General features: G+C 71.1%; 9 protein-coding genes. 4 read left to right on the top strand and 5 right to left on the bottom strand.

Features of this window, described 5'->3' with window-relative positions:
• Window positions 1–95: 95 nt before the first annotated feature.
• Window positions 96–863, bottom strand: a complete 768-nt coding sequence (locus ABD357_RS03405) for a hypothetical protein (protein ID WP_344387386.1) — start codon at window positions 861–863, stop codon at window positions 96–98.
• A gap of 195 nt (window positions 864–1058) precedes the next feature.
• Between ABD357_RS03405 and ABD357_RS03400 the strand changes: the two genes are divergently transcribed.
• On the top strand, window positions 1059–1787 hold the full coding sequence (locus tag ABD357_RS03400) for an adenosylcobinamide-GDP ribazoletransferase (protein WP_344387388.1): 729 nt from the start codon (window positions 1059–1061) through the stop codon (window positions 1785–1787).
• A gap of 168 nt (window positions 1788–1955) precedes the next feature.
• Here ABD357_RS03400 and ABD357_RS03395 read toward each other — a convergent pair whose 3' ends face one another.
• From ABD357_RS03395 to ABD357_RS03380, 4 genes are all read right to left on the bottom strand, one after another.
• Entirely contained in the window at window positions 1956–2603 is a 648-nt protein-coding gene (locus ABD357_RS03395) for a spherulation-specific family 4 protein (RefSeq protein WP_344387385.1), read from the bottom strand.
• Window positions 2600–4096 (bottom strand): hypothetical protein, encoded by a 1497-nt coding sequence (locus ABD357_RS03390; RefSeq protein WP_344387384.1) that lies wholly within the window; start codon window positions 4094–4096, stop codon window positions 2600–2602. The genes ABD357_RS03395 and ABD357_RS03390 overlap by 4 nt, the downstream gene beginning before the upstream one ends.
• 26 nt (window positions 4097–4122) lie before the next feature.
• Window positions 4123–5667, bottom strand: coding sequence for a GT4 family glycosyltransferase PelF (pelF, locus tag ABD357_RS03385; protein WP_344387383.1), 1545 nt, complete (start codon window positions 5665–5667; stop codon window positions 4123–4125).
• Between the two features lie 85 nt (window positions 5668–5752).
• Window positions 5753–7741 carry a hypothetical protein gene (locus tag ABD357_RS03380; protein ID WP_344387387.1) on the bottom strand — a complete coding sequence of 663 codons (1989 nt, stop codon included), beginning with the start codon at window positions 7739–7741 and terminating at the stop codon, window positions 5753–5755.
• 385 nt (window positions 7742–8126) lie between these two features.
• Between ABD357_RS03380 and ABD357_RS03375 the strand changes: the two genes are divergently transcribed.
• From ABD357_RS03375 to ABD357_RS03365, 3 genes are all read left to right on the top strand, one after another.
• Window positions 8127–9680, top strand: coding sequence for a leucyl aminopeptidase (locus ABD357_RS03375; protein WP_344387382.1), 1554 nt, complete (start codon window positions 8127–8129; stop codon window positions 9678–9680).
• A 273-nt stretch (window positions 9681–9953) separates the two neighbouring features.
• Window positions 9954–11342: a dihydrolipoyl dehydrogenase gene (gene lpdA, locus ABD357_RS03370; protein ID WP_344387381.1), complete on the top strand. Its 1389-nt coding sequence runs from the start codon at window positions 9954–9956 to the stop codon at window positions 11340–11342.
• A 56-nt stretch (window positions 11343–11398) separates the two neighbouring features.
• A partial coding sequence (locus ABD357_RS03365) for a biotin/lipoyl-containing protein (protein ID WP_344387380.1) occupies window positions 11399–12164 on the top strand: 766 nt, incomplete at its 3' end.

Here is a 12164-nt window from a genome sequence, read left to right as displayed (position 1 = left end):
CGAGAGCTACCTCGCAGGCCTCGAACTCCGCGCCTCGATGATCTGGCTCGAAGACATCCTGCGAACAGCCGATTGATCACGACATCACACAGGCCCTAGGGGCGCGGTGTCGCACCGGACTTCGGGGTCGGGTCCGGTCTGCCGCCGATCCAGTCCTCCAGGCGGCGGCGGGGGCCGGACCAGCGGCGGTCGTGGCGGTAGGCGCGCAGGCTTGATCTGGCGCGGGCTCGCGGGCGGCGGCGGTAGAAGCGTTTCGCCCAGGGGGAGCCGGGGCGGGCCAGGCGGATGGCGCCGATCAGGGCGATGAGCGGGACGATCACGCCGAAGATCGCGAGACGGGTCTTGCCCTTGCTGAGGGCGAGCAGGGCGATGAGGAAGTTCCCCACCACGCTGCTGATGGCCGCGCCGCGGTCCTGGAGTTCGTTCTCGCTGAGGTCGTTGACCCCGAACGGCAGGAAGCCGAGGAGGACCAGGCCCACCAGCGCCGCCGTGACCGCCACCACCTCGACGCTCTGGCGGCCCTGCTCGCTCCAGTAGACGTCGTCGAGATGCAGGATCAGCGCGAACTCGTCGAGCACCAGGCCCACGCCCATCCCGAACAGCACCGCGCACGCCCCCGAGCCGAAGCCGTGCCCCCCGCCCGCCACCGAGCCGAAGCCGCCGACGACGGTCAGGATCACTCCGGGGATGACGTGGTGGATGTGCACGCCGCCGGTCGTGACGTTGCCGAACGGACCCTTGCCCGCGCGGATGAGCCGGGTGATGACCCGCGTGATCACGAAGGTGAGCACGAACGAGGCGAGCGCCAGCAGCAGCGGCAGTTTTCCCGGCTCATAAATGTTCTGATACCACCAGTCACCCATGGCCCCATCCTGCGACCTGATCCGGCCCGCTGCCTGCTGTGCCGTACTCTGCGGCCCGTGTCCAAGCCGGAGAACGAACCCGAGTACGAGCCGGAGACGAAGCCCGAGGGCGAGCCCGGAAGCGAGCCCGCGCCCGAGACGACGTCCGGGACCCCGTGGCCGGACGGCCTCCGCTTCGCCTTCGGCACCCTCACTGTGTTCCCCGTCGCGGTGTCCCGCTGGGACCGCGAGGCCGCCCGCGCGGGCATGCTCTGCGCTTCTGTCGCGGGTCTGGCCGTCGGCCTGTGCGCGGCTGTGACCGGCGGGCTGTTCCTGCTCCTTGGCGCCGGTCCGCTGCTCGCCGCAGTGGCCACCACCGCGATACCCGCCGTCCTCACGCGCGGCCTCCATCTCGACGGGCTCGCCGACACGGCGGACGGCCTCGGCAGCGGCAAGCCCGCGGCGGACGCGTTGCGCGTCATGAAGCAGTCGGACATCGGTCCGTTCGGTGTGATCGCCCTGCTCTTCGTGCTGCTGGCTCAGGTGGCGGCGCTCTCCCAGGCGTACGGGGCTTCTTGGACCGGTGGGATGTTCGCGGCCCTCGTCTCGGCGACCGCCGCGCGGCTTGCGCTCACCCTTGCCGCACGTGCGGGGGTGCCGGCGGCCCGCCCTGAGGGGCTTGGCGCGGCGGTCGCGGGGACGGTTCCCCTGCGGGGGGCGCTGCTCGTGGTGGTCTGCGTCACCGGCGCCGGTGCCCTCCTGGGGGCGTACGACGGGGTGTACGGCGTTGTGCGCGGCGTGCTCGCCGTACTCGTCGCCTGCGCGGCGGCCGAGCTCCTGCTGCGGCATTGCGTCCGCAGGTTCGGCGGGGTCACGGGTGACGTGTTCGGGGGGCTGGCGGAGACTGCCGCTACCGCGGCGCTGGTGGTGCTGGCTTTCGGATGAGGGTCCGTGAGGTTGTGTTGGACCTGCAGGGCCGTCCGTGGCTGGTCGCTCCCCCACTCTCGGCTGCGCTCGAGCGGGGGGACCCCCATCGCGGCGGAGCCGCAAATTGATACAGCCCCGCGCCCCTATCGGGGCGCTCCCGCTTGGACCCTGCTGAGAAGCCGGCCCTCAGCGCGGTTCCAAGGCGTGGGGCAGTGTGCCCCACGGATGCTCGCCCTCGCCCGGCACCGCGCAGTGGACCGTCGCACCTCGCGCATGCGCCAGTTCGCCCACCCGGGCGCCCGCCGGCACCCCGTACACGAGGTGGCACAGGCGGGTCCGAGTGCCGCCCTGCCACGGGTCCGGGCGCAGGGTGCGGTACGTCTCCCAGGGGCCCTCGAAGGTGACGAGGACGTCGGCGAGTCTGCCGTATGCGGGGTGTGGTGGGGCTCCGTGGTTGAAGGTCAGGGTGTCGTGGCCGGCGCCCCAGGCGGCTGTGGCGAGCTGCTGGTAGTAGCCGAACTCGCCCAGCCCGGTGGCTGCTTGGTCGAGGAAGGCGCCGTCCGTGCCGTACCAGTCGCGGTGTCGGGTCAGGTCGGCGACGACTTCGGCGCGCGGTCTTCGGCCGTAGGCGGTGTCGACGTATCCGAGGACCCGGACGTCCGCCGTGCGCAGTCGTTCCGCGATCTCGGCGAAGGCGGGATCGGGGTGCTCGCCGGGGCCGCTGGCCGGGTTCAGTACGACCCCGTGGAGGCGGGGCGCGGCGGCGACGATCGCCTTCCATTCGGCGGGGCGGACGGACGGGTGCTCGTAGTAGGGGACCAGCAAGCGGCTCACCGGTGGGCCGTCGCTCTGCCCAGCAGCCAGCACACCAGGCCCGCCAGCACGCCGGCGGCCGTGGCGTACACGACGAGGCCGATCAGGTGCGGGTCCGTTCCGTCCACCAGCAGCGCCACGCTCTGGGCGAGCCCCGCGGCGCAGCAGACCACGGCGGCGCTCAGGACCGCGCCGAACGACTGGAGCAGCAGGCCCGTCCACAGGACGACGCCGAGGAGCATCAGGGCGGTGAGCCGTACGCCGCCCAGGCCGGGCGCCCCGGGCCACAGCGCGGCGGTGGCGAGGCTGAGCAGGAACAGCGCCGCGAGATATCCGCTGAGGCACTTCACGAGGGTGACCGCGGTGGTCCGCCAGAACGCGCGGGACGTGCGGCTGGAGCGCAGCCCGGCGAGGCCCCTGCTGCGGAACCGGTACAGCAGCCACTCCGCCGGCCCCATGCTCAGCGTGAGCGCCACGGCGGCCGGTGCGGCGATCGCGGCGTCCGAACCGGCGCCCTCGGCCAGGACGTCGCCGAGCGCCACGTACACGACGAGGACGCCGCTGCCCACACCGAAGAAGGCGTACGGCAGCGAGGCGCCGAGCCAGTGCGCGGCACTTGTGCCCTTTCTGTCCGGGGTGCCGCCCCTGACAGGCAGCAGCGCCGCGAACGCCGCCGCCCGGCTGATCCGCTTCCCGTCCCCCGACTCCCGTAAGGCTGGGGCGACTTCACGCACTGCGAGCGCCGAGACCGCAGCCAGGGAGCCGAGGAGCAGGGCCAGTCTCGCGGCGTCCGGCACCGGGCGGGCCAGTGCCAGGAGGGCGCCCGCCGTCATGGGCGACAGGGCGGCCAGCAGGGCCCGTTCGCGGCCCATCACCAGCAGGACGGTGGCCGCCCCGAGGTAGCAGGACTGACCGGCCGCGAAGGCGACCGCTCCGAGGTGGTCCGAGGCGACGGCCAGGGCGACCAGCGAGCCGAGCAGCGCGCCCGCCGGAGCGCCGAGGAGGAGCGAGCGGCGGGAGGCGGTGCGGTCGCCCAACCCCAGCCAGGAGTACGCCCGATGGGCAAGGCCCTGGTTCCATGCCCAGCCGCACAGGGCGCCGGCCAGCAGCGGCGCCGTTCCGGCCGGGAGCCCGAGGCCGTCGTCCGAGCCCGCGAGGAGGGGCGCCCCGAGGACGTAGCCGAGTCCGGGCAGCGCGAAGACGACGCCTCGGAGCAGGCAGCCCAACAGGCCTATGCGCCAAGGGTCGTGGGCCGGGCCGGCCGGTTCGGGGTGGCGGCGCTCGACCCGTGCGTACAGTTCCTCGGCGAGCGAGAAGGAGTCCTTGCAGCCGTACTTCTCGCGTATCCGGTCGTCCGACATGCCGTCGGACTCCAGGAGAGCGGCGATCTCGTCGGGGTGGACCGCGACGGCGATGAACTCCTCCAGGTGCATGGCGAGTTCGTCCACCGGGTCGGGCCCCGCCCAGCTCGGCCGGCGTCGGCGCGGCACGGTGGGAAGGGTGTCGCTGTGCATACCCGGGGGCATCCTGATCGATCCGCTCACCAGTCCGTCCCTCCCCCGGACTCCGTCCGGGCGGACTCCCAAGCGACGGCCCCGTACCAGGGGTCGCGCAGCTCGACGGTCCAGTCGGCGACGGTCTCGACGGTGGGCTCGTACACCTCGGGCAGGCCTGCGAGCTCGTGGTAGATGGTGCGGAAGGCGTCCACGGAACGGCGGAGGGTGAACCGGTCGATGACGCGCTGCCGCGCCAACCGGCCCAGTGCCAGGCGCCATTCGTCGTCCTTGAGCAGCGTGAGTGCCGCCGCGGCCATCTTCTCGGGCTCGCGCGGCGGCACCACGAGCCCGGTGTCGCCGACCGCCTCGCTCACCCCGCCGACGTCGGTGGAGACGGTGGTCCGCCCGCACGACATGGCCTCGATGATCGAGAAGGGGAAGCCCTCCGATATCGACGACAGCATCACCACATGCCCGGCCGCGTACGCCCGCCACACCTCGCTGATCCGGCCCTCGAAGCTGAGCCCGTCCGTCACACCGAGCTCGGCCGCGAGCTTCTCCAGCTTGGTCTTGTACGCCTCTCCCCCGGGCGGGACGGGACCGAACAGCCGCAGCCTTGTCTCCGGGAGTTCGGCGCGCACCATGGCGTACGCGCGGATCAGTGTCTCCAGGTCCTTGATGGGGTCGACACGGCCGCACCAGGTGAGCGTGGGCACCTCCGGCTCGGGTCCGGCGTGCGGGAAGGCGTGCGGGTCGACGCCGTTGTAGACGGTCCGGATCTTGTCGGGGTCGGCGCCGCCGCGCTCCTCCCAGCGGCGGTTGTACTGGTTGCACGGGGTGATCAGGTCGGCTGACTTGTAGCCGAGAGTGTTGAGTTCGCGGTAGAAGCCGAGCATCAGGGCCTTGACGGGCCAGCGCTGGGCCTCGCTGCGGTAGCCGAGATAGCGCTCGCGGAGATAGATGCCGTGCTCGGTGAGCAGGAAGGGTATGCCGTCCAACTCCCGTGCGGCCAGGGCCGGAAGGGTGGCCAGTCCGCTGCCCGTGGAGTGCGACACGGAGCCCTCGGGGAGCCGTACGCCAAGCGGGCGTAGTGCGTGTTCCAGCAGGTCGGTGGCGGTGAGCGCGTCGTGCACGGTGGGCTGCGCGGCAGCGGTGGGCAGATGCGGCATGGTCCAGATCGACATCAGCGAGCGCAGCGCGGCCTCGGTGCGCAGGGCGGCCGACAGCCGTCCCTCGCGGGCGAGCCCGGCCAGTTCGTAGAGCGCCTCGCCGAAGTCGCAGTGCGCATCGGGGTCGAGGAAGGACAGCAGGAACCGTTCGTAGGTGTCGATGAATCGGCGGCGGGCGCGCCCCCGTGGTGGGCGCCGGGAGCCGGGGCGCCTCCCCCACAGGGGCACGGATATGTGCTGGTAGACGTTGGACGGCAGCTCCCAGGTCACGGGTTCGCGACCGTTGCCGACGAGCGATATGAGGTTGAACCCGACTTCGGGCATGCCCTTCACGAGCTGGTCGCACCAGGTGCTGACCCCGCCGTGGACCAGCGGATACGTGCCCTCCGTGAGCATGGTGACATGACGGCCGGTGGTCATCGTGGGGTTCCCCCTGGAACATGTCTGCGACTCGGTGCGCTGCGCTGCTCACTCGTCAGGCGGGCGGTCGTCGTGCTGACGGTCGTTATGCGGGCAGCCTCAGGGTGAGGGCGGTCTGCGTGCTTTCCGGCGTGGTCCAGGCCGAGCGCTCGCCCGCGTACGGAGTGCCGAACTCGGTGGTCCCGAGCGGGAGTTGCTTGAGCGTGCCCTCCGGCGCGGTCACCGGGATCTCGGTCCCGGACGGGGCGGTGACGGTGACGGTGTCGCCGACGCGGTACGCCGTGACGGCACCGTCGGCGACGGCCTGCTGCCAGTCGGCGCGGCGCTGGAACTCGGTGCCGATCGCACTCTGCCGCGGATTCTCCAGTGGGGTGTTGTCGGCGAACAGCGCGCGGTAGTCGGCGAGCACCTTGTCCAGAACCGGGTAGAGCAGCCGCTCCTCGGCCAGGTTGGACTGGTGGACATAGTGCGGGCGCGGGTCGTTGTTCACGGCGTGCCCAAGGGCGATACGGGCCTCCTGCGGAACGATGTACGACTCGAAACCGGTGGCCGCATCGAGCGGGTCCTCCAGGCAGGTGGACGTGGGGTTGTTCTCGCAGACGCCGCTGCCGCCGTCGGCCGCGGAGGTGTAGACCCAGTTGTACTCGTCGGTCATCTCGGCGGCCGTACCGACGTTGTAGTACACGTTCATCGGATGGCGCGGCACGGTCAGCGCGGCGCCCACCGAACGCTGGTCCGGTTCACGGGAGTTGTCGGAGGCGATCCACTCGACGCCGTTGTCGGCGAGGGCTCCCGCGAGGTTCGGGTCGTCGTCCGGCTGCTGTGGCAGCGTCTTCAGACCCGAGTGCTCCCCGGTCACCAACTCGGTGGAGTCGACCGGGAGTCCGTGGCTTTCCGCCCACTGCTGGTTGTCGCTGATCTGCGCCGAGATCTCGGCGCGGCTCATGTACTGAGTCGTGCCGTCGGGGTTCCTGGCGCAGCTCCACGGCACCGTGCTGGTGTCCTGGACGCAGCCCAGGAAGGGGTGCGTGTAGGTGTGGTTGATCCAGCGGTACTCGTCCTTGTCGGCGAGCAGTTGGCCGGTCAGCGCGTCCGTGCCGCCGTTCTCGGCCTTCCACTCCTCGCCGGAGCCCGCGTTGTAGACCATGTCGAGCGTGAAATCGCTGCTCTCCTGCCACTGCGCGGCGTACACCGCGTCGTCCGCGGTCATCCGGATCGGCGTGGTCCCCTCACCGTCACCGCCGACGCAGTCGAAGTCGCCGGGTGTGCAGTTGCGTTCGGTGTCCCAGCGGCTGTCGGGCGCGAAGACGTCGTCGACGTGGACGGAAAGGTAGTTCCTGCTCTGTCCCAGGTGTACGCCCTGAGTCAGCCATTCGACGATTCCACGGGCCAGGACCCGGAACTGCTGCTGATCGTCGTTGTACGCGAAGGTCACCACGAGTTCGCGGCGACCGTCATGGGCGTACTCGCCGACCAGGCTGCCGCGGCCGGTGCCGCCGGGCACCGCGATGTCGACGTAACTGGTGAAGCCCTCGCGGGGCCGGGCCACGTACCCGTAACTCTCCTGTACGGAGCCGGAGTTGTCCTCGAACCTCAGCGGCCTGTCGAGGTAGCCGAAATACCCCGCCTGCCCGGCCTCGGTGACCGAGGCCTCACGGCCGTCGAGCGTGCCGGCCCAGCCGCCCTCGCTGGTGTAGTCGAGGCCGACACCGGGGTGCGCCCAGGTGTAGGCGTCGACCTGGGGGATGCCGAAGGTCTTCTGGTACGACTCCAGGGCGGCCTGCTCGGCCGAACCCGCCCCGAACGGCGCCTCGTTGGGCAGCACGACGCCCTGGTACTTGGCGCGCGGGACACCGTCGGCGCCGTCAGGCGTGTCGCTCAGGAACGCCTCGTCGATCGCCGGGCGGTCCGCGTCGTCGAGATCGACGGTTGTGTACGGGATGCCGGTGTTCTTCAGCTCCTCGGTGATGGCCTCGACGGGGCTGTCGCCGTTGTCGACGACCAGCACCTTGAGATCGATACGCGGCTCCCCGGCCGCGGACGCTCCCGGTGCTCCGAGGCCCAGCGCCAGCATGCCCGCCGCCGCCAGTGCAACGGCCGCGGTTCTCCAACTGTGCGCGCTCTGCGCCACGGTGACTTCCTCCCTGACGGATCCTCATGTGGTCAGCCGAAGGAGGATCCGTGGAAATCATGCAAAGCGGAGAGCGGATCACTCGCACCAAATGCGACGAGTGTGACTCAGGTCACCAGAAGTGAGGGCCGAGAAGTGGCCACTCCGCCGCAGCGGGATGAACGGATGCTGGAATGAGCGAAACCCGCCACCGAGCGTAGGCTCATGTCCGGCACTCCCCTGGTCCGGTCCAGCCTGCCGATCCGCCGTCTCCTAGGCTCCTTCGTCGGGCCCGGCCGAGCCACCCCTCTCGGCCACAGCAACTCAATGGAAGCGAGATTTCACCACCGTGACTGCTCTCACTCTCAGCACCGCCGCAGCGCCCGGCCTGCGGGCCGACGCGATCGTCGTCGGTGTCGCCAAGGGCGGCTCCGCCAAGTCCGGGGACCTGGTCGTCGCACCGGGCGCCGAGGCCGTGGACAAGGCGTACGACGGCGGGCTCGCCGGCGTTCTGGAGACCCTCGGCGCCTCCGGCGGCGAGGGCGAGGTGACGAAGCTGCCGGCACCGTCCGGCTTCAAGGCGCCGGTCGTGCTGGCGGTCGGTCTGGGTTCGCAGCCCGACAAGGACGCCTCGTTCGGCGCGGAGACGCTGCGCCGCGCCGCCGGTGCCGCCGCCCGCGCGCTGGCCGGCTCGAAGAAGGCCGCGTTCGCCCTGCCGGTCACGGACGCCGCCGACGCGGGCGCCATCGCGGAGGGCGCGCTGCTCGGGGCGTACGCCTTCGATGTGTACAAGGAGAACGGCAAGGACGGGAAGGACGCCAAGAAGGACGCGAAGAACGGCAAGCCTCCGCTCGCCGAGGTCGCGCTGCTCGGCGGGAAGCCCCGCGACAAGGCGTACAAGGCGGCCGTCGAGCGCGCCTCCGCCGTCTGCGAGGAGCTCAACCGCGCCCGCGACCTCGTCAACACCCCGCCGAACGACCTGAACCCCGAGTCCTTCGCGGCTGTCGCGCAGGCCGCGGCCAAGGAGCACGGCATCAAGGTGCAGGTGCTCGACGAGAAGGCCCTGGAGAAGGGCGGGTACGGCGGCATCCTCGGCGTCGGCGCCGGGTCCGCGTCCGCTCCCCGCCTGGTGAAGCTGTCGTACACCTCGTCCAAGGCGAAGAAGCACCTGGCCTTTGTCGGCAAGGGCATCACGTACGACTCGGGCGGTATCTCGCTGAAGCCCGCGGGGCACAACGAGACGATGAAGTGCGACATGAGCGGGGCGGCGGCGGTCTTCGCCGCGGTCGTCGCCGCCGCCCGGCTGGGCCTCGAGATCAACGTGACCGGCTGGCTGGCGCTGGCCGAGAACATGCCGTCGGGGTCGGCCACCCGGCCCGGGGATGTGCTGCGGATGTACAGCGGCAAGACGGTCGAGGTGCTGAACACCGACGCCGAGGGGCGGCTCGTCCTCGCCGACGCGCTGTGGAAGGCGTCCGAGGACAAGCCGGACGCGATCATCGATGTGGCGACGCTGACCGGGGCGATGATGCTCGCGCTGGGCAACCGTACGTTCGGTGTGATGGCCAACGACGACGCGTTTCGCTCCGCGGTGGTCGAGGCCGCGGAGGAGGCCGGAGAGGCGTCGTGGCCGATGCCTCTGCCGGACCACCTGAAGAAGGGGATGGACTCCCCTACCGCCGACATTGCCAACATGGGTGAGCGGATGGGCGGGGGCCTGGTCGCCGGGCTGTTCCTCAAGGAGTTCGTCGGCGAGGGCATCACCTGGGCCCACCTCGACATCGCGGGCCCGGCCTTCAACGAGTCCGGTCCCTTTGGCTACACCCCGAAGGGGGGCACGGGGTCGGCTGTGCGCACGTTGGTGCGGGTTGCCGAGCTGGCGGCTTCGGGGGATCTCGGCTGACGTTGCGTGGTTGTGCGCCCAGTAGCTCGGTCCGTTCCGTCGCAGCGCGAGTGCGGGTCGTACGTGGCTGGGCGCGCAGTTCCCCGCGCCCCTTACGGGGCGCGGTGCGACGTCTCACACACCGGCCCGGCGTCCACGTTCCCGCGGACAAGTGCAAAGATGGGGTCTCGGCAGGACAGGGCCCCACCACAGGGCCGAAGAAAGAGCGGCCGGACACCAGCCGCCGCCCGGTCGGGAGACCGGCGTACGGCGCACATGCATGGAGGACGTGACGTGGCGAACGACGCCAGCACCGTTTTCGACCTAGTGATCCTCGGCGGCGGTAGCGGCGGCTATGCCGCGGCCCTGCGCGGAGCGCAGCTGGGCCTTGACGTCGCCCTGATCGAGAAGAACAAGCTCGGCGGCACCTGCCTGCACAACGGCTGCATCCCCACGAAGGCCCTGCTGCACGCCGGCGAGATCGCCGACCAGACGCGCGAGGCCGACCAGTTCGGCATCAAGGCCACCTTCGAGGGCATCGACATCGCGGCCGTCCACAAGTACAAGGACGACGTGATCAGCGGCCTCTACAAGGGCCTGCAGGGCCTGGTGGCCTCGCGCAAGGTGACGTACATCGAAGGTGAGGGCCGGCTGTCCTCCCCCACCTCCGTCGACGTGAACGGCCGACGCGTCCAGGGCCGCCACATCCTCCTCGCGACCGGCTCCGTGCCGAAGTCGCTGCCGGGCCTGGAGATCGACGGCAACCGCATCATCTCCTCGGACCACGCGCTGACGCTGGACCGCGTCCCGCAGTCCGCGATCATCCTCGGCGGCGGCGTCATCGGCGTCGAGTTCGCCTCCGCCTGGAAGTCCTTCGGTACGGACGTCACGGTCATCGAGGGCCTCAAGCACCTCGTGCCGGTCGAGGACGAGAACAGCTCCAAGCTTCTTGAGCGCGCCTTCCGCAAGCGCGGCATCAAGTTCAACCTCGGCACCTTCTTCGAGAAGGCCGAGTACACGCAGGACGGCGTCCGTGTGACCCTCGCCGACGGCAAGACCTTCGACGCCGAGGTGCTGCTTGTCGCCATCGGCCGCGGTCCGGTCTCGCAGGGGCTGGGCTACGAGGAGCAGGGCGTCGCGATGGACCGCGGCTACGTCCTGGTCGACGAGTACATGCGCACGAACGTGCCGACCATCTCGGCCGTCGGTGACCTGGTACCCACGCTTCAGCTCGCTCACGTCGGCTTCGCCGAGGGCATCCTGGTGGCGGAGCGTCTCGCCGGTCTGAAGACCGTGCCCATCGACTACGACGGTGTACCGCGGGTGACGTACTGCCACCCGGAGGTCGCCTCCGTCGGTATCACCGAGGCCAAGGCCAAGGAGGTCTACGGCGCGGACAAGGTCGTCGCTCTCAAGTACAACCTCGCGGGCAACGGCAAGAGCAAGATCCTCAAGACCGCGGGCGAGATCAAGCTCGTCCAGGTCAAGGACGGTGCCGTCGTCGGCGTCCACATGGTCGGCGACCGCATGGGCGAGCAGGTCGGCGAGGCCCAGCTGGTCTACAACTGGGAGGCGCTGCCCGCCGAGGTCGCGCAGCTCATCCACGCTCACCCGACGCAGAACGAGGCGCTCGGCGAGGCCCACCTGGCCCTCGCAGGCAAGCCGCTGCACTCGCACGACTGACAGCCCTCGGGCGCGACGACACAGACTTCCGCAATTCGTAAGGAGCAACAGAAACCATGGCGGTTTCCGTAACCCTTCCGGCGCTCGGCGAGAGCGTCACCGAGGGCACTGTCACCCGCTGGCTGAAGGCCGAGGGCGAGCGCGTCGAGGCCGACGAGCCGCTGCTGGAGGTCTCGACCGACAAGGTCGACACCGAGATCCCCTCGCCCGCCGCCGGCGTACTGGCGTCCATCAAGGTCGCCGAGGACGAGACGGTGGAGGTCGGCGCCGAGCTGGCCGTCATCGACGACGGCACGGGCGCCCCCGCTGCCGCCCCGGCCCCGGCTGTCGAGGAGGTCGCCGCACCGCCGGCCCCCGAGCCGGCCCCGCAGGCCGCTCCGTCCACCGAGGCCGCCGCTCCGGCTCCGGCCCCGACCGCTCAGGCCGCCACCGGTGGTGGCACCGCCGAGGGCACCGACGTGGTCCTCCCGGCGCTGGGCGAGTCCGTCACCGAGGGCACCGTCACGCGCTGGCTCAAGGAGGTCGGCGAGAGCGTCGAGGCCGACGAGCCGCTGCTCGAGGTCTCCACGGACAAGGTCGACACCGAGATCCCGGCGCCCACTTCCGGTGTGCTCCTGGAGATCACCGTCGCCGAGGACGAGACCGCCGAGGTCGGCGCCAAGCTCGCCGTCATCGGCGCCCCGGGCGCGGCTCCGGCCGCCGCTCCGGCTCCGGCGCAGCCCGCCCCGGCCGCGGCGCCCGCCGCACCGGCCCAGCCCGCTGCCCCGGCCGCGCCTCCGGCTCCGGCGGCTCCGGCCGCCCCCGCGGCACCCGCTGCCCCGG

This window comes from Streptomyces vastus (genome assembly GCF_039532825.1).
GTDB classification, from domain to species: Bacteria; Actinomycetota; Actinomycetes; order Streptomycetales; family Streptomycetaceae; genus Streptomyces; species Streptomyces vastus.
Note: the sequence above shows the minus strand (reverse complement) of the source record. Positions and strands in the feature narration are given on the sequence as shown.